Source organism: Microcoleus sp. FACHB-672 (assembly GCF_014695725.1).
Taxonomy (GTDB): domain Bacteria; phylum Cyanobacteriota; class Cyanobacteriia; order Cyanobacteriales; family Oscillatoriaceae; genus FACHB-68.
In genome coordinates, this window is record NZ_JACJOU010000019.1 from 64,337 (window position 1) to 87,558 (window position 23,222).

The 23,222-nt window shown below is 48.3% G+C and carries 23 protein-coding genes; 13 read left to right on the forward strand and 10 right to left on the reverse strand.

The window, feature by feature from the left end:
- Nucleotides 1-47 precede the first annotated feature (47 nt).
- A complete protein-coding gene (locus H6F56_RS13930; RefSeq protein WP_190669147.1) occupies nucleotides 48-2,468 on the forward strand; it encodes a sucrose synthase in 2,421 nt (806 codons plus the stop codon).
- An 84-nt stretch (nucleotides 2,469-2,552) separates the two neighbouring features.
- Here H6F56_RS13930 and H6F56_RS13935 read toward each other — a convergent pair whose 3' ends face one another.
- The 4 genes from H6F56_RS13935 to infC form a co-directional block, all read right to left on the reverse strand.
- Nucleotides 2,553-3,035, reverse strand: a complete 483-nt coding sequence (locus tag H6F56_RS13935) for a Crp/Fnr family transcriptional regulator (protein ID WP_190669149.1) — start codon at nucleotides 3,033-3,035, stop codon at nucleotides 2,553-2,555.
- Nucleotides 3,036-3,139: 104 nt separating this feature from the next.
- Nucleotides 3,140-6,199, reverse strand: coding sequence for a HEAT repeat domain-containing protein (locus tag H6F56_RS13940; RefSeq protein WP_190669150.1), 3,060 nt, complete (start codon nucleotides 6,197-6,199; stop codon nucleotides 3,140-3,142).
- Nucleotides 6,200-6,414: 215 nt separating this feature from the next.
- Complete coding sequence (locus H6F56_RS26865; protein WP_255513719.1) at nucleotides 6,415-6,540, reverse strand: hypothetical protein; 126 nt, start codon at nucleotides 6,538-6,540, stop codon at nucleotides 6,415-6,417.
- A 71-nt stretch (nucleotides 6,541-6,611) separates the two neighbouring features.
- Entirely contained in the window at nucleotides 6,612-7,151 is a 540-nt protein-coding gene (gene infC / locus H6F56_RS13945; protein WP_190669867.1) for a translation initiation factor IF-3, read from the reverse strand.
- Nucleotides 7,152-7,484: 333 nt separating this feature from the next.
- On the opposite strand from infC, the gene H6F56_RS13950 reads away from it, so the two are divergent.
- The 3 genes from H6F56_RS13950 to H6F56_RS13960 all read left to right on the forward strand — a co-directional run bounded on the left by H6F56_RS13950 (nucleotide 7,485) and on the right by H6F56_RS13960 (nucleotide 10,536).
- A complete protein-coding gene (locus H6F56_RS13950) occupies nucleotides 7,485-8,462 on the forward strand; it encodes an alpha/beta fold hydrolase (protein WP_190669152.1) in 978 nt (325 codons plus the stop codon).
- 303 nt (nucleotides 8,463-8,765) lie between these two features.
- Entirely contained in the window at nucleotides 8,766-9,281 is a 516-nt protein-coding gene (locus H6F56_RS13955) for a pentapeptide repeat-containing protein (RefSeq protein WP_190669155.1), read from the forward strand.
- A 94-nt stretch (nucleotides 9,282-9,375) separates the two neighbouring features.
- Nucleotides 9,376-10,536 (forward strand): AMIN domain-containing protein, encoded by a 1,161-nt coding sequence (locus H6F56_RS13960; protein ID WP_190669157.1) that lies wholly within the window; start codon nucleotides 9,376-9,378, stop codon nucleotides 10,534-10,536.
- A gap of 65 nt (nucleotides 10,537-10,601) precedes the next feature.
- Here H6F56_RS13960 and H6F56_RS13965 read toward each other — a convergent pair whose 3' ends face one another.
- Both H6F56_RS13965 and H6F56_RS13970 read right to left on the reverse strand, forming a co-directional pair.
- Nucleotides 10,602-10,724, reverse strand: coding sequence for a photosystem II protein Y (locus H6F56_RS13965; RefSeq protein ID WP_190669159.1), 123 nt, complete (start codon nucleotides 10,722-10,724; stop codon nucleotides 10,602-10,604).
- A gap of 185 nt (nucleotides 10,725-10,909) precedes the next feature.
- Complete coding sequence (locus H6F56_RS13970; RefSeq protein WP_190669869.1) at nucleotides 10,910-11,464, reverse strand: gamma carbonic anhydrase family protein; 555 nt, start codon at nucleotides 11,462-11,464, stop codon at nucleotides 10,910-10,912.
- A 116-nt stretch (nucleotides 11,465-11,580) separates the two neighbouring features.
- On the opposite strand from H6F56_RS13970, the gene H6F56_RS13975 reads away from it, so the two are divergent.
- Together H6F56_RS13975 and H6F56_RS13980 are read left to right on the forward strand one after the other, a co-directional pair.
- On the forward strand, nucleotides 11,581-12,090 hold the full coding sequence (locus H6F56_RS13975; protein ID WP_190669871.1) for a TIGR02652 family protein: 510 nt from the start codon (nucleotides 11,581-11,583) through the stop codon (nucleotides 12,088-12,090).
- 153 nt (nucleotides 12,091-12,243) lie between these two features.
- Nucleotides 12,244-12,681, forward strand: coding sequence for a VOC family protein (locus H6F56_RS13980; RefSeq protein WP_190669161.1), 438 nt, complete (start codon nucleotides 12,244-12,246; stop codon nucleotides 12,679-12,681).
- A 37-nt stretch (nucleotides 12,682-12,718) separates the two neighbouring features.
- On the opposite strand, the gene H6F56_RS13985 is transcribed toward H6F56_RS13980, so the two are convergent.
- Entirely contained in the window at nucleotides 12,719-12,901 is a 183-nt protein-coding gene (locus H6F56_RS13985; protein ID WP_190669163.1) for a hypothetical protein, read from the reverse strand.
- A 126-nt stretch (nucleotides 12,902-13,027) separates the two neighbouring features.
- Complete coding sequence (locus tag H6F56_RS13990; protein ID WP_199312837.1) at nucleotides 13,028-13,294, reverse strand: hypothetical protein; 267 nt, start codon at nucleotides 13,292-13,294, stop codon at nucleotides 13,028-13,030.
- Nucleotides 13,295-13,511: 217 nt separating this feature from the next.
- Between H6F56_RS13990 and H6F56_RS13995 the strand changes: the two genes are divergently transcribed.
- The gene (locus tag H6F56_RS13995) at nucleotides 13,512-14,963 is read left to right on the forward strand and encodes a PLP-dependent aminotransferase family protein (RefSeq protein ID WP_190669166.1); all 1,452 of its coding nucleotides are present in this window, start codon (nucleotides 13,512-13,514) and stop codon (nucleotides 14,961-14,963) included.
- A 301-nt stretch (nucleotides 14,964-15,264) separates the two neighbouring features.
- Complete coding sequence (locus H6F56_RS14000; RefSeq protein ID WP_190669167.1) at nucleotides 15,265-16,575, forward strand: hypothetical protein; 1,311 nt, start codon at nucleotides 15,265-15,267, stop codon at nucleotides 16,573-16,575.
- Between the two features lie 56 nt (nucleotides 16,576-16,631).
- Here the strand turns inward: H6F56_RS14000 and H6F56_RS14005 are convergent, their stop codons facing one another.
- Both H6F56_RS14005 and H6F56_RS14010 read right to left on the reverse strand, forming a co-directional pair.
- Nucleotides 16,632-16,850 (reverse strand): hypothetical protein, encoded by a 219-nt coding sequence (locus H6F56_RS14005; RefSeq protein WP_190669168.1) that lies wholly within the window; start codon nucleotides 16,848-16,850, stop codon nucleotides 16,632-16,634.
- A gap of 143 nt (nucleotides 16,851-16,993) precedes the next feature.
- Complete coding sequence (locus H6F56_RS14010) at nucleotides 16,994-18,187, reverse strand: SpoIID/LytB domain-containing protein (RefSeq protein WP_190669169.1); 1,194 nt, start codon at nucleotides 18,185-18,187, stop codon at nucleotides 16,994-16,996.
- 144 nt (nucleotides 18,188-18,331) lie between these two features.
- On the opposite strand from H6F56_RS14010, the gene H6F56_RS14015 reads away from it, so the two are divergent.
- The 5 genes from H6F56_RS14015 (at nucleotide 18,332) to H6F56_RS14035 (ending at nucleotide 23,117) form a co-directional block, all read left to right on the forward strand.
- A complete protein-coding gene (locus tag H6F56_RS14015) occupies nucleotides 18,332-18,496 on the forward strand; it encodes a hypothetical protein (protein ID WP_190669170.1) in 165 nt (54 codons plus the stop codon).
- A gap of 69 nt (nucleotides 18,497-18,565) precedes the next feature.
- Nucleotides 18,566-19,696 (forward strand): ABC transporter ATP-binding protein, encoded by a 1,131-nt coding sequence (locus tag H6F56_RS14020; RefSeq protein ID WP_190669172.1) that lies wholly within the window; start codon nucleotides 18,566-18,568, stop codon nucleotides 19,694-19,696.
- A 330-nt stretch (nucleotides 19,697-20,026) separates the two neighbouring features.
- Nucleotides 20,027-21,145, forward strand: coding sequence for an ABC transporter substrate-binding protein (locus H6F56_RS14025; RefSeq protein ID WP_190669173.1), 1,119 nt, complete (start codon nucleotides 20,027-20,029; stop codon nucleotides 21,143-21,145).
- A gap of 97 nt (nucleotides 21,146-21,242) precedes the next feature.
- Nucleotides 21,243-22,151: an ABC transporter permease gene (locus tag H6F56_RS14030; protein ID WP_190669175.1), complete on the forward strand. Its 909-nt coding sequence runs from the start codon at nucleotides 21,243-21,245 to the stop codon at nucleotides 22,149-22,151.
- Between the two features lie 120 nt (nucleotides 22,152-22,271).
- Nucleotides 22,272-23,117 carry an ABC transporter permease gene (locus H6F56_RS14035; protein WP_190669177.1) on the forward strand — a complete coding sequence of 282 codons (846 nt, stop codon included), beginning with the start codon at nucleotides 22,272-22,274 and terminating at the stop codon, nucleotides 23,115-23,117.
- The last annotated feature ends 105 nt before the right edge of the window (nucleotides 23,118-23,222 follow it).

Sequence of the window (23,222 nt, forward strand, 5' to 3'; positions counted from 1 at the left end):
GTAACTTAGTGGTTGTAAAAGCTATTAATTTCTACAAGCGAGGCTTCATGTCTGATTTGTTACAAATTGTTATCGAAAGTAGTGAAAAAAGCGATCTCCGGCAATTTATCAGTGATATCCGACAACAAGAAAAACGATATTTACTGAGAAATGACATCTTGACGGCCTTCGCAAACTTCTGCATCAATTACCAAAAACCCGAAGAGTTTGCTCATTCTTCCCATTTAGGTAAATTTATTTCCGAAACTCAAGAAATTATCATTGAGGAGGGCAGTATCTGTCTGATCGTGCGCCCCAAAATTGCCTCGCAAGAAATTTACCGGCTCACGGAAGACTTGAAAATTGATCGCCTGACTGCCCAAGAGTTACTGGATGTTCGCGATCTCTTCGTCAACCACTTTCACCCCAATGAGGGAGATGTATTTGAGATTGATTTCGGGCCGTTTTACGATTACTCCCCTACAATTCGCGACCCGAAAAACATTGGTAAAGGAGTGCAATTCCTTAACCGATATTTATCCAGCAAACTCTTTCAAGACCCCAAACAATGGCTGGCGGCGCTGTACGATTTTTTGAGCGTGCACCGCTACAATGGCATTCAACTACTGATTAACGAACGCATTAAAAACCAGCAGCAGCTTTCTGATCGGATCAAGCAAGCGATCAAATTTGTCGGTGCTCGTCCAACGGATGAACCCTACGAGAACTTCCGCTTGGATCTGCAAGTCATGGGTTTTGAACCCGGATGGGGTAACACTGCCGGCAGAGTGCGCGAAACGTTGGAAATACTCGATGAACTGATAGACTCGCCTGACGATGCCGTTCTCGAAGCTTTCATCTCCCGCATTCCGATGATCTTCCGCATCGTTTTGGTGTCTGTGCATGGATGGTTTGGCCAAGAAGGAGTTCTAGGCCGGCCTGACACCGGCGGCCAAGTCGTCTACGTCCTCGACCAAGCCAAAAGCTTAGAAACGCAACTACAAGAGGAACTTTCCCTCGCCGGTTTAGATGCTTTGGGTGTGGAACCCAAAGTGATTATTCTCAGCCGGTTGATTCCCAACAGTGATGGCACCCGCTGCAACCAACGCTTGGAAAAAGTTCACGGAACCGATAACGCTTGGATTTTGCGCGTTCCCTTCCGCGACTTTAATTCCAACATCACCCAGCACTGGATTTCCCGGTTTGAGATTTGGCCTTATCTAGAAACCTACGCTATTGATGCCGAAAAAGAACTGCTGGCAGAATTTCAAGGCCGGCCTGACTTCATCATCGGCAACTACTCTGATGGCAACTTAGTCGCCTTCTTACTAGCACGTCGCCTCAAGGTTACTCAGTGCATTGTTGCCCACGCCCTAGAAAAATCGAAATATTTGTTCAGTAACCTTTACTGGCAAGAATCAGAAAATTCCTATCACTTCTCGTTGCAGTTCACCGTCGATTTAATTGCGATGAACGCTGCTAATTTTGTTATCAGCAGCACCTATCAAGAAATTGTGGGAACGCCAGATAGCGTGGGGCAGTATGAGTCTTACAAGCGCTTCACAATGCCGGATTTATATCACGTTGTTAATGGAATTGAGTTATTCAGTCCCAAATTTAACGTCGTGCCGCCTGGAGTGAATGAGAGCGTATATTTTCCCTACAGCCGGCAAGAAGACCGGCTCAGCAGCGTCCGCGAACGTCTTGAAGACTTGCTTTTCCATCAAGAAGACCCCGCTCACATATTTGGCAGACTCGACGATCCCAGCAAGCGCCCGCTGTTTTCAATGGCACGCCTCGACCGAATTAAAAACCTCACCGGCTTGGCAGAATGCTTTGGAAAGAGTCAGGCGTTGCAAGAGAGATGCAACTTAATTTTGGTTGCCGGTAAATTACACGTTAATGAGTCAACCGATCACGAAGAACTCAGCGAAATGGAGAAGCTTTACCGGCTCATTGACGAATACAATTTGCACGGACGTATTCGCTGGTTGGGAGTGCGTTTACCCAAGAGTGACTCCGGCGAAATTTACCGCGTGATTGCCGATCATGAAGGGATTTTTGTCCAGCCGGCCTTATTTGAAGCTTTTGGGTTAACAATTTTGGAAGCCATGATCTGCGGCGTTCCTACCTTTGGTACTCAATTTGGCGGACCGTTGGAAATCATCAAAGATAAAGTCAACGGATTTTACATCAACCCCACAAACTTAGAAGAAACCGCTGAAAGAATCTTGGACTTTATTGCCAAATGTGACCAAAATCCCAACTACTGGCACCAAATCTCCAAAGCCGGTATCGAGCGGGTTTACAGCACCTATACTTGGAAAATCCACACTACGCGGCTGCTATCTTTAGGCAAAATTTACGGTTTCTGGAACCACACTTCCAAAGAAAACCGCGAGGATATGCTGCGCTATATCGAGTCGCTGTTTTATCTACTCTATAAACCACGCGCCAAACAACTTCTCGAACAACATCAGCAACGCTAAGAGAGGGGCATGGGGCAAGGCTGCGCCAACCTAAAGGTAGGGGCACTGGCTATTTCTTCCCGCTCTGCAACTAGCCCCTAGTCCCTAGCCTCCCAAACTGCGTGCCGCGCCATGTAATTCGGGTGCGGGAGTTTCAGACTCTTTAGCATTCAACTTGCGGTTAAATTCACGAATTCGGCGAGATAAAAGACGAATAATATTGACCGCAATTCCTGGGGTTTCCTCAATTGCATCGTAGAGTTGCTGCTGCGTTAGCATCAGACAGTCACAGGGTTCCAAAGTCGTGACAGAAGCCGAACGAGGTTCAGCATCAAACAACGACATCTCACCAAAACAAGCACCTTGGTCAAGTTGTGCCAGATCCTGCTCTGCAAGGTGAACCCGGACTCGCCCAGAAACGACAATGTAGAGGGAACGCCCCTCTTGCCCTTGAGTAAAAATCGTGTGCTGAGCTGGAAATGAAAGCTCATCCATTACAGAAGCCAACCGGACGAGAAAATCATCCCGTAGCTCTTTAAATATCGGGACTCCCCTGACAAATAATAGGCGGTCAACGCTAGTCAGCATTTAAGTTGTTCATCCTCAGGATTCCGGTTGCCTCTAGAGAAACGATTGATCGGGAACGTTGAATGATGAGGGGAAGAACAGTTTAATTCATCATTCATCCTTCATTAAGTTGCCTCAAATCCGGCTATCCCCGGATAATTGGAAGCGCGGTTCATTTCGCCGGCCTGGTCGAAATACCCCCGCCCCGATGCGGCTTCTGCTGAATTGCTAACACCTAATTCAGCCATCATCTGCTTGACTTGGGCAGCAACGAGGCGATCTGGATCGTCTTGCAGCATTGGTAGCAATTCTACCAATGCGCGTGGCGAAGCAACTCCCAGGTAGGCAAGTACCGACTCGCGCACCAAACCTCTGGGATGGCGCAGACAAGCGAGTGTCTGATCCGCCGTCAGACTCCAACGGGCGGATCTAGCCAGATGGAAACAGCAAGCCAGGGGCCAATCGGAGAGGAAGTGACGTAATTCCAGCAGCCGGCGTAAGCGATCACTAGGGTTCATGGGTTGATAAACCAGGAGTTCTGACAGGTTTTGCAGTTTTTCCCGATCCTCACGCCGGTCTAACACACTCAGCAGCGCTCGTTTAGTCGGAATATCCAAAGTATTATCTAAAATTTCCAGCCCCCGCGCCATATTCGACCGCGAACCCGATTTCAAGTTAAATGAGGCGGCCTGAATGCTCGTGTGGGGGTAAAGAAACTTCATCAGCAAAAATAACCGATCTACCGCATCCGCTTGCAGATCCCGCAGCGCCCGTCGCAACAGTTCTGCTTCCTCACCGGCAACTTGTTCTGCCGGCAGATCCACCAGTGCTGCATAAAGTTGACCGAGGAACCTCAATTCCTGGTCAATCAACGTTTCTACGCCACTACGACCCAAACGATCCAACACCCCTTCAATCCCGGCTTCTTGGGGCATTTTTAGCAGAATGCGGAGAATATTTCGCCGGGTTGTACCCCAAGCCGTCATCAAGTGAGAAGCCAGGGCGTCAAGGGCTTCCCGCGTGCCGATTTGGCCCAGCGCACTCCAAGCGTGCATCCGCACTAAATCAGGCTTGTGAGCATCTTCTGCAAGTACCACAAGCGGGTTAATAATTTCGTTGTCTAATCGAACCAAGGCACGCAGGGCAGCTTCGCGGGTGGATTTATAGTAAAGTCCACGCAGCAGAGAAGGATAATATTCCTCTAAGTGTGTGGAGGCGATCACCTCCAGCAGAGCGCAGCGCACCCGCAACGATTCATCCTGTAGGAGGTTGGGGATATAAAGTCGCAAGCCTTGCAAATAATCGGCCTCGCCCAGCGCCCGACAGCCCATTACCCGTTCCCGTTCTTGTTTATGGGTGAGCATCCGCCGCAGGGCGTTAGTGGCTTCGGCTTTTTGCTCCCGGTTGCCCCGGCGCATGATCAGGGAAGCAGCGGTTCCGCGTACCACGGGGTCTACTTGGGGTTGCAAATAAGGTCTTAAAGCTTGAATATCTGGGGCTTTCTCGGTGAGCCAGACGTAGCGCAGGCCCAAGGCTAGGACTTCTGGCGGCAGGGTATGCTCGATCAGTGCCCGAACTTGGGGGAGGTAGGCAGGACTGGGATGATTGAGCATTGTCTCCAGACTTTGGCGCTGCAAAGCCGGCGGCAGCGTTACCAGCAGTGGCGCGAGAACTTCACCAACATTGTTGGGATCGATTTGGGTGAGGAGTTCAATACAAGAGCGTTTATCGGCTTCTGTACCGGGCTTTTCTAAGGTGTCTACCACGGCACGTTTGAGGACACGCAGATCCACGTCTGTCACCCCCAGCCGGCCCCTCTCAGCACTGGAGACGAGCAAGCCGACATAGCGAGATCGCAGCATCCAAACGACGTACATCCAAGCCACGGCTAAGAGTACAATCTGCCCGACGAAAATCCATCCTTCTAATTGCACAACTGCGGCATCTGTCGCTTTGGGCAGTACAAAGCGACAGAACCAAATCGTTGCAAAAATCAACAAGCCTATGACGCCATCGGATAGCGGCTCAGCAATGCCATTGACAACGGCCTGCACGTCATCCCGATTGGCTTCTGGGATGGGTTGGAATAAGACCGGGCTAACGCCTTCAAATAGGGTGTAGTGTAAGAGTTCTTCAAAAAATTTGAGAATCACCAAACCGGAAAATAGGGGCAACAGGTTTGTAACAGAAGTGATGACGGAACCCAGTCCGATCACAGCTAAACCAGCCGGTAAGATGATAGCGGAGCCAAACACGCCCATGCGTTCAACGAGCCGGCTAGAGATAAACCACTGCATCACCAGTTCAAACATACCTAGGACGCCGTTGAAAACGCCGATGAACGCGGCGATGCCGAGACTTTTATCGCCTAAATCTTGCTGTTCTAACTCGCTGAGGAATTGAAAATCTACCAGGATATTCAGCAGTTCAGCAAGGACAAAAAAGGCGATTACGGGGACGACGTAGTGCTGGATGGGACCGCGTAGCCGTTTGTTGGTGAATTCTGCCTGTTCATCCTCTTCTTCTCTGAGGGGAGAGTCGGGAAATGCTTGCTGGTAAGTTTGACTGAGATAGTACAGGATGCCGGCTCCTAGCACCATCATCAAGCAAGCCATGAGAATGACATTATTTAGCCCGACTAAATTGAGAAAGAAGGGCAGGGAAAAACCACTCACGACATCGGCAAGCAAGATGCCGCTACTGATGATCGGGTAGGTGCGTTTAATTTCCCGAATGTTAAAGAGTTGGTTGGCGGTGATGGAGGTGTTGAGATCGTTGAGGACGTAGATTCCATCCAGCCACAGGCGCATCAGAAAGACGGTGATACCTAGTATCACCGGCAGCCCTAATCCAACCCGAAACAGCAGCAGGGGGGCTGCCATGATCAGGGCAATCAACACAATCACTCGGCGCAGGGGCAGGATGCTTTGCAGCCACGTATACAGTGCGCCTAAAGCAGAACCAATTACGGCACCGGAGATATAAATCCACGGCAGCTGTTCTGCGCCATATTCGTCTAAGAACAGTCCAACTGTGCTGGCTTCTAGCCAGAGAACTCCCACAGAAGTTGCTGTGTAGAAGGCGAACATCAGGAAGGTTCGTTCTGCTTCCTCTGGCCGCAAATTCACCCACTGTAGAAGTATCTGCCCCCATCTTCCCCCAAACCGCTGATCTCTCAGTTCCATGCCCCGTTAATTCCTGTGTTGTAGATATCCGAAGATGGCTTTTGTGCTAGCTGTTCGGTCAGTCGGTCGGGGTTGGTTTTGCGGGTAAATTGTCTGCAATTGAGCCAAAATTGCGCTCTCACACTCGCCCGTACCAGTCAGATGTCTATTGTGCTATCAGTTGTTAGTTTTTTGTCACTGAACTCTGAATGCTTCACCAACCACGAACCGATGAGCTAACTTGCCTTTGGAGGATTCACCGGCATTGCTAGCTTCTGAGGAGGACAAACCGCCTTGTCGCGTTCCCCACTCGCCGGTAGGGGTGCGAGTGGCGCATCTATCTTAGGCAGCGCTATCGTCAAGGCGTAGCGCTGCCCACTTGTCCATCCCGCATTTGAGCCGGTGTCAGCTCTTGCTTATGCGACTGATGTTATTACTTTTTGGGGGAGAGCAACATCATCATACTACGCCCCTCTTTTTTGGGCGCTTGCTGAACTTCGGCGACTTCTTGCAAATCTGTTGCCATCCGCTTCAGTAAGTCTTCTGCCAAGTCTGTATGTTGAATTTCTCGGCCCCGGAACATAATGGTTGCTTTAACCTTATCTCCATCGTGCAGAAAGCGCTTTGCTTGATTGATCCGAACTTGGTAGTCGTGATCTTCAATCTTGTAGCGCATTTTCACTTCTTTGACTTCAGCAGTGTGTTGCTTTTTCTTAGCTTCGCGGGCTTTTTTCTCCTGTTCAAACTTAAACTTGCCGTAGTCCATAATCCGGCAAACGGGTGGATCTGCCTTGTCACTCACAAGCACGAGATCCAGTTCCTTTTCATAAGCTTGACGCAAAGCATCTTGCGGCGTCATGATTCCCAACTGTCCTCCGTCGGTATCAATAACGCGTATCTTGGGAAAGCGAATTCTTTCGTTAATTTGGGGTAAATCGCGATTCGGGCGTCTCTTTTCTATCACAGGCGTTATAAGGTATGAGGTGATGGGAGCTGTTAGTTAAGGGTTTGCGTGGGCTATTGGGTGAGTCAGTAAACGGCCTCAAACTTTTATCAAAAAATGTCATGATTGAGGCATTCATGAAGAAGGCGATTATTATACCGTATTCAATCCATGCACAATGTATGTGAACTTGTAATTGCCATTCTACTCAGTCTGACTGAGTTTCTGTAACTGTGTTAATCTATCTTCGGAAATAGCTTGCCTCAAAAAGCTATAGCCATTGGAAATGCAGACCCAAGGCTATGGCCAAAACCATTAAAATTGAGAAGAAAGTTTGTAAAGTAATTTTGAGTTGAGGCAAGTGTGACTGTTTCCGGGCAATGGCAGCAACGGGTTGGAAGTCAGCGGGACTGGATCTGGCGCGGGTGGCAAACTCGCTATACCTACCTGCGCTCTCCAGGGTTCGAGGGGCAGGGTGAACCGCCAGTCGCTTCGCCTCCCTTAATTCTACTGCATGGGTTTGGGGCATCAATTGGCCACTGGCGAAACAATTTGGCTGACTTGGCTCAGCACCACACGGTTTACGCATTAGATATGCTGGGCTTTGGAGCGTCCCAAAAAGCACCGGCTCAGTACAATGTATCACTGTGGGTTGAGCAAGTCTATGACTTCTGGAAGGCGTTTATTAATGAGCCGGTTGTGTTGGTGGGCAACTCGATAGGCTCTTTGGTTTGTTTGGCGGCGGCGGAGGCTCATCCAGAAATGGTGCGGGGCGTTGTGATGCTCAGTCTGCCTGATCCCTCTATACGAGAGGAGACGATCCCAGCCTGGTTGCGACCGATTATTACAACCGTTGAAGGAGTCGTAGCCTCACCGGCATTGCTGAAAACGATATTTTATTTTGTCAGACGCCCCTCAATTGTTCGCCGTTGGGCCAGCATTGCTTATGCGAATCCGACGGCTGTAACGGAAGAATTGGTGGAAATTTTAGCCGGCCCTGCTCAAGATCGCGGTTCCGCCCAAGCTTTTTGCGCCATTCTCAAAGCAATGGCTAGTTCCAAATTTGGGCCAAGCGTTAAGAAAGTTCTGCAAAACCTAAAAATTCCGATGCTCTTGATTTGGGGACGTGAAGATCGCATGATCCCCCCTGGACTCGCCCGCCAGTTTGGCCAGCATAACACCGGCTTGCAGGTCGTTGAGTTAGAAAATGCCGGCCACTGCCTCCATGATGAATGTCCAGAGCAAGTTAACAAAATGATCTTGGAGTGGCTCAACGAGCAGTGTGCCGGTGCGCCGGTTTTGCCTTCCGCCTCAGCATCTTCTGCCATCTTCAGCCCCTAAAAACAGCCTTTTGTTACCTTCGGGGTAATAATCCGGGTAACTCAGGGATTTGAGCAGATCTCATCTGCGCCCCAAAACATCCATCCCGAAAGAAGTTGACACTCACTGCAAAAAAAGCGCAAAGTAAGCCAGTTACCAACATTTGCGGTACAATGTCTGCCCTTGAGGAACTAGAAATCAGACACTAGAGACTAGAAACTAGGGCTTGAAACCTGGCGAAAAGTCAATCAAAGATTTTGTTTTGACTTTTCGCCGCAAACCGCATCAGACTCACCGACTTTTGTTTTGGCATAACTCAGGAATATGAAACTCAGTATTCTAGCGATCTGCACACTGTTAGCTAGCCTCTGTCTACCCAATCCAGCTTTTGCTGAAAATCCCCAACATCTCAGACGCTTGCTTGATACCAATGTATGTCGCGGTTGTAACCTCAAGGGCGCTGACCTGAGCAAGGCCGATCTCAGCAATGCTGACCTTCGGGGTGCTTTACTGACGGATGCGAACCTACAAGGGGCTAATTTGTCTGGTGCGAAACTTCATCGTGCCCACATGAGTAATATCAACTTAAGCGGCGCTTCTCTGGTGAAGGCTGATCTGAACGGAACTTCTTTGGATGACGCTGACTTAACCAATGCAGACCTCAGACAGGCTCAACTGACTTTTGCGACGTTGGTTCGCGCCAACCTGTTTAAAGCAGATTTGAGGGGAGCTTATTTCGTTCGGGCGAATCTGCGAGATGCAAATCTAACTGATGTAGATTTATCAAGTGTGATTTTAACAAGGGCAACGATGCCGGATGGCAAAGTCAACAAAGAATAGATGAACGGAAAAGGTAAAGGGTAGGGGCTAATGGTTTATGGTTGATGCCATAAACTATTCGCAAGCTTGCAATTAGCAATTTCAGTAAAAAGCAATGCAGACAGCAAAACTAGGCCAAAGATTTTCGCTGTGCTGGGGATTGCTAACCGCCCCAGGCTGCCGGCTGTGCCGGCCTTTAACCCTCGGCTTTGCCGGCATGATGATGATGTGGACGCAAGAAATTGTTGTGCTGCCGGCACAAGCAGCGATTCTGTCGAGTTGGAACTTTAACTCAACGAGCAACCAGCTAGAATTTATGGTGCAGCAAGGGACGCAGCCGAGCGTCTCGGTGTTGAGCCAACCCCCACGCATTGTTTTAGATTTGCCTAATACTGAGTTGGGAGTCAATCCCGGCCAAAAGGCTTATTCAGGCACTGTGCGTCAAATTGAGATATCGCAGATCCAGGGCGGAACGAGCAGAATTGTAATGGAGTTCGATCCCGCAGTTGTTTTAGATCCCGACCAAGTGCAGCTGCAACGGGTATCAGTGCCAATTCAAAGCGGCCCATTCCGAGATCGGTGGGTTTTACGTCCCTTCGTTACGGCACCCACTAGCACAGGCGGTTGGCAAGCTGCTTCCCCTCTGCCACCGGCAACTTATAACACCCCTCAGTCTGCGGCTGTGACTGTTCCGCCTTTAGTACAGACCAATTTCCCGCGTCCAACGGCAGTGGGTGAGTTTGGCCAATCTCTGTCTCCTGCAGCCCAACTGCCGCGCTCGAATCCCCTGGGCAGCCTACCTCTGGCACTTCCCACAGAGACTTCTGCAATTCCTGTACCCTCGGCAACGGTGATGGTGCCTTCTCTGGAAAGGCAATCCCCTGTGGGCATAACAAAAGTTGGTGCGGCTAATCCTGTCCCTGCCGGCCTTCCCAAGCAGCGGAGAAATGAGATTTTGCTGCCGGCTGGCGCTCAACTGTTTGTCCGCTATGCCGGTGACAGAATTTTGAAGTTCCACCCCGATTTAGACCGGCAGGAAGTATTGCTTTTAGATGGGGCGATTTTTGATCGGGCCGGCAACCTAATTGCGCCTGAAGGAACGCCGGTGATTGGACGGTTTGAAAGCAATCGCAGGGGCAGCCGGTTTGTCGCTCAAGCCATTACTCTTTTTGGTCGGAATATCCCCCTAGCGGCCCAATCAGAACGCTACAAGAAACCAAACCTTCTGGAACCGGGTGGCATTATGGAAATCCGTCTGAAGGAAGCTCTGCGCTAGGGGAATTAGGGAGTGGGGAATTTTCAACCTCTCTTCTCCCTAGCCCCTAGTCCCTAGTCTCTAATTCAGGTTTTATTCAAAAACCCTTGAATTTGCCGGATGGCTGCCGGCGCAATGTTAAACAATGCCCAGCTTGCGGCCAGAGCGATAGGGCCAACAACGATAAGCACACGCCAATCAAAGTCCATTTGGGTTTCCCTCTTTTAAAAGATTGTTACACCGTTCTCATTTTTAATATTTTGCGGCGAAAGGGGCGAAATTACTAGACCTTTCCCTTAATTGAGCGCTCAGCTTGTTAAGGCTTGGGATCAAGGGTAAATGAGGAATCGGCAACAAACGTTTAAAAATCCACAATCTCACGTCTTAACTCGGATTAGTGGGGAGAGGTGAATCCAAGATTGCTGCCTTTGCCGGCATGAACCAAAGCCAGTTGCTGATAGCGTTGTGCGTGTTCGATGAGTGCAGCGGCTTCTTCTGGCGAAATCTCTCGCAATCGCTTCGCCGGCACCCCAACCACGAGGGAAAATGGGGGCACATCCTTTGTCACAATTGCGCCGGCTCCAATAATACTGCCGGTTCCCACACGCACGCCGTCCATCACGACAGCACCAATCCCGATCAGGCTACCCCGCTCAATGTAAGCACCGTGAACCACGGCTCGATGACCGATGGTTACGCATTCTTCTAGAATCGTGGGCTGGCCCGGATCTCCGTGTAAAATCGCACCATCTTGAATATTGGTGTTCTCTCCGATTTCAATTTTTTCTACATCTGCTCGCACGACTGCGCCATACCAAATACTCGCGCCGGCAGCCACCAACACTTGACCAATAACTGTGGCATTCGGGGCGACAAAAGCAGCGAGGGAAAGGTCAGCAGGGGGCCAATAGGAGGCCGATATCGGTAAAGGTTGGTTAAAATTGCTCACCATTGTTTGCCGGTTAATCAGAGAATCCCCGTAGAATTTGAGCTGAGGGCGGAATACCCACAGCTATAATAAAAGCACTGAAACTGGCGCATAAATAATATGCTGGTATGCACTTCATGATCAATCCAGGCTTGCAGTACCCTATTTTTGGCTCGGAGATTCAATGCCCCCACTGCCGGCAAACGATTCCGGCACTTACACTAACAGATACTTATTTGTGCCAACGTCATGGTGCATTTGAGGCAAATCCGAAGACGGGGGAATTGATCCATCTTCAATCTGGGCGTCACTGGCGTCGGTGGAACAATGAGTGGTATCGGCAACACACCCATCCGGACGGGATTCGATTTGAAATCCATGAGGCACTTGATCGCCTTTACACCCAGGGGTTCCGCGCCACACGGGTGATTATTGCCCAACGCTATAAAGACTTGATTAGCGCTTATTTGGAGCGCAGTACACCTTGGCGGGGCCAATCAGACTCTCCAAAACCCCGACTTTACGGGTTGCCGGTGGAGTTTAGCCCCGATCCCGCAGAAGAACCTTGCTGGGAAGTGATTAATTTTGAGCTTGACAAAGAGCCGGGGGTGCCGGTTCGCTATCCTTATTTCCGGCTGTTTGAGTAGAGTTGGATTTCGCAAACAGTTTTTGCACCGGCTGCTGAGAATCACTCAAAAAAACCCGCTCGTACAGTTGCAGCGGGTTGAAAAGATTATTTTTGTGCCGGCAGTCAAACACTCACTAATAATCGCCCATATTATTGACAATTAAAGTTTATTATGCATCACGCTTCCATTCGCACTGCGAATATTCACCGGGCGATGGCGTTTTACGAACTGTTAGGCTTTAGTGTTTGTGAGCGCTTTACTGCCGGCATCACCCTCGCCTGCTGGATGGAAGGGTTAGATGGGCGCATAGAATTAATTCAAATTCCCCAACCTAAGCCGGCACCGGACGCCTTTGGGGATGAGAACTATACAGGCTATTATCATTTATCGTTTGACCTGACCCACACAACAGCAGATTTACCCAGCTGGTTGAGTGTCCTAAAAGAACGGTTTACCCAAGCTGCCGGTGAGCAACCCGAACAATTCCAACCTTTAAAAATTCTACTAGAACCCACCCAACAGATGATTGGTGATCGCGTTTATGAAGTTGCTTTTATTGCTGATACGGATGGGTTGCCTTTAGAATTCTTGCGCTGTTTAAAAGCGTAAAAAGTGCGGCGCTCAAAGGAAAATAAATCAAAATAACTTATCGGCAAACCAAAACACAAGAATTTGGGGGACGAACATCTTGATGTTTCCCTGTCACCGGCGCTTTTATTTCAATAGCATTTGAGCCATCCCCAGCCGGCACTCTAGAATCAGCCTCTTTAACCGCTGATAAACCAATTGTTAGACAAAGTACAGTGATTGCCAAAATTCCAAATTTCATCTGATTTCCCTCCAATAATTGCCATATTCAGTTTTCAAAAACGCGCTTTTCTGTCAGAAACAGCAAGTTGTATTCAGTTATTTCCTAATGCCGGTTTTTACCAAACTCATAACACCAGGTTATTGATTAGTGGTAACGCTGCTCAATCCATTCGCGCATTTCAGCATCAGAAGCCACACAAATAGATCGTCCTGTTGTTGGATCGTAAGCGTGCCAGCCGGTTTCACCGTTGCGCTCGGATGTTTTCCAAACTCGCAGTTCATCACCGCTTGTTAACCACACAAAAAGGCGCTGCCAAACTGTTTTAAAGATTAAAGGAAAGCGTGTCGAGGCATTTTTCGAGGCGTTTAAAGATGCCTGAGATACCGCTTCTGGAGTCTGAGAGGTTGTCATAACTAGAACCTCATGTTTGCTTTTGAATTTGTTACCTTTACTTTCTCCTAATAGCGATTGACCTGAGAAGGTACAGATTGGTAGAGTTTAGGTAGTACAGTTGCCACAAGTAGAACTGTTCTAGTAAAACTTAGTAAAACTGTACTACCTAAAGCGGTTTTGCATCGCTTATATTGCTTAACATCCCTCTGCTGTCATTCTGAGGAAGAAACGCACCGTGATTATTCCACTGGAGCGACAATCATCTAAAGCCGTCTATCTGCAAATTCGGGATCGCATCAGCCGGCTTATCAAATCAGGAGTTTTAAAACCCGGAGACAAACTCCCCTCAATTCGGGCGTTAGCTTTAAGTACACAAGTCAACAAATTAACCGTTATTGAAGCTTATAGCGTCCTAGAAGCGGATGGATTAATTCACGCTCGTCAAGGCGCTGGTTATTTCGTTAGTAAGCCTACAATCGCCTGTCCCCAGCCGGCTACAACCTTTGCGCCACCCCAAGATGTGATTGTATCGGAACGGCAGGGGGGGTCGTTTTTCAACGTCATCATGAGTTCACTGGATGCGCGGCACCACTCAGGTACGATTGATTTCAGCAGTGGGTTTCCCCTCGACTCAGGATTGGAGGATTTGCAGCGCATTGCTAGACGCGCAGTTAAGCAAATGGCTGAGGCTTTATTTCACTATGATGTGCCGCAAGGACAGTTAACTTTGCGCCAACAAATTAGTCGGATGCTGGTGCAGCGAGGACTGGAAGTGACGCCAGAGAATTTGATCGTCACAAATGGTTCGCAGCAAGGATTATCTTTGGCAATTAATTACTACGTGAATCCCGGAGACTGGGTGATTGTAGAAAGTCCCACTTATCACGGGGCATTGTCAATTTTGTCTTATAGGGGAGCCAGGGTGATTGGCATTCCGATGACAGCAGAAGGAATGAATTTGGAGTTACTGGAACAGTACCTTTATACGCATCACCCAAAGCTGATTTACACAGTTTCAACAATGCATAATCCTACAGGGGTGACAACGCCCCAATCTCACCGTCAACAATTGTTAAGACTAGCTGAACGTTATGGTTGTGCGATTTTGGAAGATAATGCTTATGAAGGTTTGAATTTCCAGCCGGTGCCGGCACCGATTAAAGCCCTAGATCGACATGATTGTGTGACTTACTTGGGCACTTTTTCCAAAACTTTGATGCCTGGTAGTCGCGTGGGTTACATGGTAGTAACGGGAAAAAATTACCAGCCTTTTGTCGAACGTAAATTGCTGGGTGACTTGCACACCTCAACGGTTTCTCAGGCAATTATTAGTGAATATCTCGCTTCGGGACATTATCGCCGCCGGCTAAGTTATTTGCAAAGCCATCTTTTACAAAGCCGGAATGCGATGTTAAGTGCTTTGGAACACTATTTCCCTTTAGAAGCTTCTTGGACTGTTCCAGATGGCGGGCTGTTTTTGTGGGTACATTTGCCCGATAGTTTACCCATAAAGTCTATCTGTCAGAAAGCGTTTTCTCAAAATGTTTTAGCCACTGATGGTAAGGCTTTTTTCCCAGATGAACAGGGATATCCAGCAATGCGGTTGAATTTTTCTCACACACCAGAAGAGATTGAGCGTGGAATTTCGGTTTTGGGTAAATTGCTGAAGGACGCTTTGGCTGGATAAATCTTGTGTCAGGGCGAAGCATTTGGGACTTTAACTTTTGTTGAAAACCGAAATATCTGTAACCGAATGCTATGTGCTTTGGGCACGCTGCGCTAACACCCCAGGGGAAAATTTATACAAATGATCGTAAATCTATATATCCAAATGTTTTGCGCTACTGTTCGGTTAATGGCATTAGCCGGCACCATAAGCGCACCCATCAATGATAGGAGTGGCACAAAAGAGTAAGAACTGACCCCCTGAAAATCACCACAAGCCTATACTTGTAAGTAGTACAGGCAATCATACTTGAGGGAAGGACATGGCTCCAAATCCCATCATCATGCAGGCAGTCGAACAGATGGGCTACCGCGTCACAGTCGGAGACGTAGCCACCAAAGCCGGCTTAAATATCAATCTGGCTGAACGAGGATTATTAGCCCTTGCGTCCGATGCCGGTGGGCATTTACAAGTTGCAGAAACTGGGGATGTTGTTTATCTGTTTCCCCAAAACTTCCGGACAATTATCCGCAATAAGTATTTACAGATACAGCTGAAGGAATGGTGGGAAAAAATCTGGCGGGTATTGTTTTACCTAATCCGGATATCCTTTGGGATTGTTTTGCTGCTTTCAATCGCCCTAATTTTTCTGAGCATTTTTCTGATTATCACCGCCACAAATCAAGACGGTGACAGCAGAAGCGAAGGCAGCCATTCGGGTGGCGGGATGATTTTCATGCCCAGGTTCTGGTTCGGGCCAGATTGGTTCTGGTTTTTATACTGGGATTATGATAACCCCCGCCGGCAGTATGAACGCCGGCAATCCACTGATGAAGGCAACCAGATGCATTTTCTGGAAGTCGTCTTCTCCTTCCTGTTTGGCGATGGCAATCCTAATGCGGATCTGGAAAAGCGCCGGTGGCAAGCAATTGGGACAATCATTCGTAACAACCGAGGTGCGGTGATTGCCGAACAAATTGCCCCTTATCTAGACGACACCGGCACCGGCTATGCCAACGAATATGAAGAATATATGCTGCCGGTGCTTAGCCGCTTTAATGGCCGGCCTGAAGTTAGCCCTGAAGGTCAATTAGTCTATCATTTCCCAGAGTTGCAAACCACAGCCAAAGAACAACAGACACAGCCGGTGCAAGCTTATTTGCGGGAATGGCTGTGGCGTTTCAGTCAGGCAAGTTCTGGCCAATTAATGCTAGCAATTGGGTTGGGTGCAGTAAATTTTGTGGGTGCGCTTGTTCTGGGTTCTCTATTAGCCAGTGGCACAGCCGCAAAATTAGGGGGCTTCGTTGCCTTCGCAGCGTCAATTTACGGCGTTTTACTTGCATACGGAATCGGGTTTTTGGCAGTTCCTTTAGGCCGTTATTTCTGGATTCAGTGGAAAAACCGCAAAATAGAAGCCCGAAATCAAATCAGGCAAGAACGCGTCGGCATTCTAAATCAACCGGATGCTGAATTGCAGAAAAAACTTGCCTTTGCCCAACAATTTGCTGCACAAAGCATTATTGGACATGAAGACCTTGCTTACACAACAGAAACCGATTTAATCGAGCAAGAAATTGAGCAAACATCCAAACTTGATGCCGAGTGGCAGCGCCGGCTTAACAGCGAGGAATAGGGGCGTTAGGGAAATAGGAAGTGGGAAATTTATCTCACTCCCTATTTCCCTACCCTCTAATTTTTAGGACGCTTAAAAACTAAAAAGCCGTACCCATAAGCCGGCGTATAATTCATGCCAACCATTTCCCAACCTTCCTCTCCAACTTGATTGGCGTATTCATGTAGAGGCTTATTGACGGTTGAATCTCGCGTTTCCTGACTATTCACGCTTTGGGCGCGGAGATCCCCAGCAAAATAGTCAAACCGAACGAAAAGATATTCCCATCTCGGCATAATGCCCCTTTCAATTTCAGACAAAATTCCTTCCCATATAAATATTTTCTTAATTTGTCAGAAAAAAACTCCTAATTTGCTAATCGCAGCCTATCCCAAGCCTAATCAATAGGAGACAGACAAAAACAAGCATTCAGAGGTCGCTACTCTACCTGAATTGTAGCCAGGGTTGCGCCTTGGTAATAATGGGCCAAAATCGACTGGTAGGGAACGCCCCGCCTAGCCATGTTGTAAGCCCCCCACTGACTTAGCCCAATTCCATGACCGAAACCGTAGCCTTGAATCACAAAAGCCGTGGGCACCGGCTTAGAATTCCCTTTACTAGGCTGCTGACCGGCCTGCGGGTTCACCTTAAAACGAGAGCTTCTCAGTCCCAGTGTGTCTCTGAGGGCATCCCCACTCATCGACCGCGTGCCGGCATCCCCAACCACTTTCATCGTAATAATCCGACCTGTGGGCGTGGTACGTTCTGGGGTCATTGACACCACATTGCCGACACCAGAAATCAAGCGACTGAGTTCTGCACGGGAAAAAGTTTTTGTCCACTCATAGCCTGGTGTTCCCCGATCATCATCCGGAACGCCGCGTAAGTAAGGGAGGGGTTGTTCCCACACATCCTCAACGTTTTCCGTGTGTCCCCCAGAGGAAGAATGAAAGGCTGCGAGAATAATTTCCCCATTATGGGTGAGCACTTGGCCGGCTGTGGTATCTACGGCTGCATAGGTGCCTGGAGATTCTGTTTCAACGCCTTTGTAAACCTGCCATCCTTGGTTGTCGCCCACATCGTACAAGCCATTTGTGCCGGCCCCGCGTTCGTGAAGGGCGTAAGAACGGGCGGCGACCGCTTGCGCCTTCAGGGCTTCTAGGGGCCAACCGCCGTCCATTTCGGCACCCAGAACACTGTAGAGATATTTTTCGAGATCGACGTAATTAACCGCTGTGATCCCTTTGCCGGTGGGAACCAAGAGCGTGCGGCCCCGATACCAGCGATCATTAATGTAAATATAACCGTCGCCGGTTGGCTCGATCCAAATCTGACCGGCTTGCCAGCGATTGATGGCGACAAACTTGCCTCGCAGTTCCGCAGAAAAGCCATTCATGCCCGCGAGTTCGCCTAAAACTTGACCCGCACCATTGCGAACAATTGCGTTCGTGGAACTGCCGACTTTAACCTTACTGGCTTCCTCTTCAATGGCCACTCGCATTTCTAGCGCTGCCTGTGCCGGTGCCACCACCATCAACCATATCAGAGCCGAAAGCCACCAGTAATGTCTTCCCCATTTCACCGGCTGCTGAATCCGTGAGAACACAGACATGGAGAAAAATCTAGCACTCATCTGGATAAATTCCCTTCACAGTCAAAAAAAGCAGGAATGACAAGCGTTTCCGCTATTAAACTTCGCCGTCAAAATAAAACTTAAAAGCCATTTGCCAATGTGGCACAATATTAAAGCAATTGATTCACCCTTGGGTAGTATTTCTTGCGCCCCTTTTTAGGGCCGGCTACCCGACAACCAGAGACACCGCACCAGTCGTCGGCACAGATCGCACAAAATGCCGGCAGTGTGCAATTGTGGACAGCGCCGCAAAAACCTTTAATAAAGTGTAATTTGCATTCCGAAATTCAAGTGCTGTGGATACAATAAACCCAACACAGATAAACCAGCAAAATCGGCACAGCCTTTAAATGGGGCATCACCGCAGGGGTGACTATTATGTTTCAGACGGCTACACAAAATCGAGGCGCTACGGGAACAGAGACCAGTCTCGACGTTGAACTGCGTAAAGTTTTTAAAGTATTTAACGGCGAAACGGCTGTACGCGGCGTCGATCTCGATATCCATCGGGGAGAGTTCTTCAGTATTCTTGGCCCTTCTGGCTGTGGTAAAACCACCACACTGCGCCTAATGGCCGGATTTGAGACGCCGTCAGCAGGAGAGGTCATGATTCGGGGCCAATCTATGACCCAAGTTCCACCCTACCGGCGTCCCGTCAATACGGTATTTCAAAGCTATGCCTTATTTAACCACCTGAGTGTTTGGGATAACATTGCCTTCGGACTACGGATTAAACGCTTAGGTAAAGCCGAACTCGAAGATCGGGTGAAAGAAGCGCTCAAGCTTGTCAAAATGGAAGCTTACGCCAGCCGGTATCCCGCTCAGTTATCGGGAGGCCAGCAACAGCGGGTAGCTTTGGCGCGAGCACTGGTAAACCGACCGGCAGTGGTGTTGCTTGATGAACCCCTCGGTGCCTTAGATTTGAAACTGAGGAAGGAAATGCAGGTCGAGTTGTCAAATCTGCATCAAGATTTGGGCCTAACTTTTATTATGGTTACGCACGATCAGGAAGAGGCGCTTTCCTTATCTGACCGCATTGCTGTAATGAATCATGGCCGCATTGAGCAAATTGGCTCCCCCAGCGAAATTTATGAGCGACCCCGCACACCTTTCGTTGCAGATTTTATTGGGGAAACCAATTTATTTAACGGCAGGATTGAAAGTCAGGACGGCTCAACTCTCCAGATTTTGACTGAGAAAAAGCTCAAGATCGTTGTGCAGCAGCCAGAACTTTGGACTCAATCAGGGGCGGGAGAGCCAGTGGTTGTCAGCGTACGACCAGAGAAAATTCAATTAAATTTGTATCCACCAAACGTCCCAACTGACTGCTTTGAGGGCCGGCTGAAACACGTTATGTATATGGGTACTCATGTGCATTATGTGGTGCAGTTAGTGTCAGGAGACACCTTAACCGTTATGCAGCCCAACACGGTCGGGAGTTTGCCGGGTGCTGACACTCCCATCTATGTTTCTTGGTCGCCTACAGATTGTATTGCGCTGCCGGCTTAAAACACTGGAAAGGGTTCTGGGGACATGGAACTCCCTAAAGCCGGAGGCTAGAGAAATTCTGAATTTTGAATTTTAATGCTTGAATTAATGGGTTAAACTCAAGCATTAAAAGTTCAAGAAAAAGGATTTTTACCGATTAAAAATGGATGCAAAAATAGGAAAACTGCAGAGGGAACCCTCAATCAGATAGAGCGAGTTCATGAGAGCGACCAGCAGCTAAATGCTGAATGCTTGAATTTTAGATGAGCCATCAGTCATCTAAAATAGAAGATATCCAATCTGCAATTTAAAATTCGCTGACTGTTCATCGCTTACGATCACTAAAAAACAGTGCCTTCAAAAGATCTACACGCATCTGGGTTCTCCACAACACGACGCCGATTCTTACAAGCATCAACTGCGGCGGTCGTGGGATCGACGCTATCGAGCTGTGGGTGGAGGCTGGCCAACGTGCAATCCTCTCCTGGCCCGATTCCGCCCACCAAAATGTACATCTACACTTGGGCGAACTACACCGATGAAGAGTTGCTCAAGAATTTTTCTGAGCAAACCGGCATCGAAGTGATTGCTGATGTGTTTGAGTCCAATGAAGCAATGCTCGCCAAAATCCAGACCGGCGGTGGGGGTGCCTACAGCATCATCTACCCCTCTGAGTACATGGTGAGAAAGATGATTGAGCTGGATATTTTGCGAGAACTCGATCACTCGCGTTTGGTGGGTATGAACCATCTGTTCCCACGATTTCAAAATCCTGACTACGATCCGGCGAACCGCCACAGCGTGCCGATTAGCTGGGGAACCACCGGCCTGATTTACAATCCAAAAAAGTTGCAAAATCCTCCACAGGATTGGAACTACCTTTGGGATAACCAGCAAGATTTGTCGCGCCGGCTCACCTTGCTTAATGATGTGCGCGAGGTTATGGGTTTCGCCTTAAAAAGCTTAGGCTACTCCTACAATTCCACCAATCCAGAACACATTAAACAGGCGTATGAGAAGTTAGTCGCACTCAAGCCGGCAGTGGCATCGTTTAATTCCGATGCATGGCGCGATCAAATATTAGCCGGTGATTTACTGATGGCAATGTGTTTCTCATCAGATGCCAATGAAGTGATCTTAGAAAACCCGGAATTAAAGTATGTATTGCCAACAAGTGGGTCTTCCATGTGGATAGATACCCTCGTCATCCCCAAATTTGCCCCTAATGTAGAGGGCGCTTATGCTTGGATTAACTTCTTGATGCAGCCGGCGGTGGCTGCAAAAATCTGCGAGCGATTGAGCTTTGCCACGCCTAATCAAGCAGCCGTCAATAAGCTGCCTGAAGAAATTCGTAACAATGTCAGCTTGTTTCCGTCAGAATCAGCCTTAGAAAAGTGTGAAGGTCTCGCGCCGGTGGGAGAAGTGACCGAACTTTATGAACGCTACTGGACGAAATTAACCAGTGGCTAAATCGTTCTTGAGAAAATAGCGAATCGTTCATCATTCATGACAGCGAACACGTCACAATTAGCCAATAACAACTAACAATTAATTCCAGAGGAAATCGGTGTCTGTATCTACTAAAACCTCCCCTCCCGTTCCCCCACAGTCTCAGCCCGATGTCCGCCGGCTGGGGTCAAAATTGTTAGGCCCGGCGGTGTTACTTGGCCCCGCCGGCTTGTGGTTGCTCTTGTTGCTAGTGGTGCCCACCCTAGTAATTTTCGAGCTAAGTTTAGTGCCAAATATCAGACCGGGGGATCTGGTAATTCCTTCGGGGTTGGGCAACTATCTGCGAGTGTTTGAATCCCTTAACCTGCAGGTTATGGCCAGATCCCTATTCTTTGCCATCGGCACCACCTTAATTTGTTTGCTCTTAGGCTTTCCTGTTGCTTATTGGATTGCCTTAATGGCACCCCAGCGATGGCGAAATCTGCTGCTGCTGGGCTTTATTTTGCCCCTGTGGACTTCTTCTCTACTGCGTTCTTACGCTTGGGTCACTATTCTGCGACGCACTGGCGTGCTTAATTTATTCCTCACGAGTTTAGGATTGCCGGCTTTGGATTTACTTAACCGCAGCTCAGCCGTTTTAATTGGCATGAGCTACAGTTATTTACCCTACATGGTTTTGATTCTCTACGCTTCCCTAGAAAAACTTGATCGGCGCTTGCTGGAAGCTTCAGCAGATTTGGGAGCTAATCCGATTGAAACCTTCTGGAAAGTAACCGTCCCCCAAACTTTCCCTGGAATTGCCGCCGGCTCACTGTTGGTTTTCATCAGCAGTTTAGGCGATTTTGTTGATCCAGAATTGCTAGGTGGGGCATCTAGCATGACAGTCGCCCGCTTAATTTACAACCAATTTTTAGGAGCGACTCAAAATTGGGGCTTCGGCTCAGCGCTGAGCATGGTTTTAATTTTTCTCGTCAGTATTGCAATTGCGCTTTTGCTGAAATATGGTGATACTAAGCCCCAAGGATAAAAATACCCTGAATAATCCTTGTTTTTTCAGAAAATTTCTTTGCAGTTGAAATCACTTTTTATTAATGATTTCGGCAATTTCACAAAAGCAGAAATCTAAACTCTAAACTCTAAAATCGGTATGACAGAAACGCTAAGCCATCAACAGGAGGATATACCCGTAGATATGGTGCAATCTAAACCTAAATTTCAGGTTTCTTGGCAGGTCGTTTTTACCCTGCTGATGTTTTTTTTCATGTACTTGCCAATTGTGGTGCTGACTATTTATAGCGTTAACCAGTCTCCCTACAGTGCCGGCTGGGAAGGATTTACCTGGGATTGGTATCTCAAACTCTTCAGTGACAAACGAATTTTAACGGCGCTGCAAAATAGTTTGACGGTAGCTTTCAGCGCGGTTGTCATCTCAGCAATATTTGGCACCCTGTTGGCGGTGGGTTTGGCTCGTTATCGATTTCCTGGTAAAAACTTATTTCTAGGAATCTCTTACCTACCATTAATTATCCCAGATATTGCAATTGCGGTGGCGACCTTGGTATTTCTGGCGGCGCTACAATTTCGTTTAAGTTTGTGGACGATTGTAGCAGCTCATATTGTGTTTTGCTTGGCTTATATTGCTCTTGTGGTTTCCACCCGACTTGCTGATTTAAACCCGCACTTAGAGGAAGCTGCCCTTGATTTAGGGGCGACGCCGGCAGAAGCGTTTATCAAAGTTCTGCTGCCTCAACTCATGCCAGGAATCATCTCGGGTTGTCTCTTAGCGTTTGTCCTCAGCATGGACGACTTTTTAATTGCTAGTTTTACGTCCGGTACAGGTGCAACAACGCTGCCAATGGAAATTTTCAGTCGCATCAGAACCGGCGTTAAACCTGATATCAATGCCCTAAGTGTAATTCTAATTCTGGGATCAGGAACGATTGGATTTATCGGTCAGTATTTAAGTAATCAAGGCGAACAAAAGAAACGCTAAAACAGGTTTTCTCCATAAAAATAGCAGGCTAGAAGCCTGCTTGATGGAATTGATTCTTAGATTAGATTAAGTGCAACTAGAGACACTGTCTAACTTTTTTTTGGA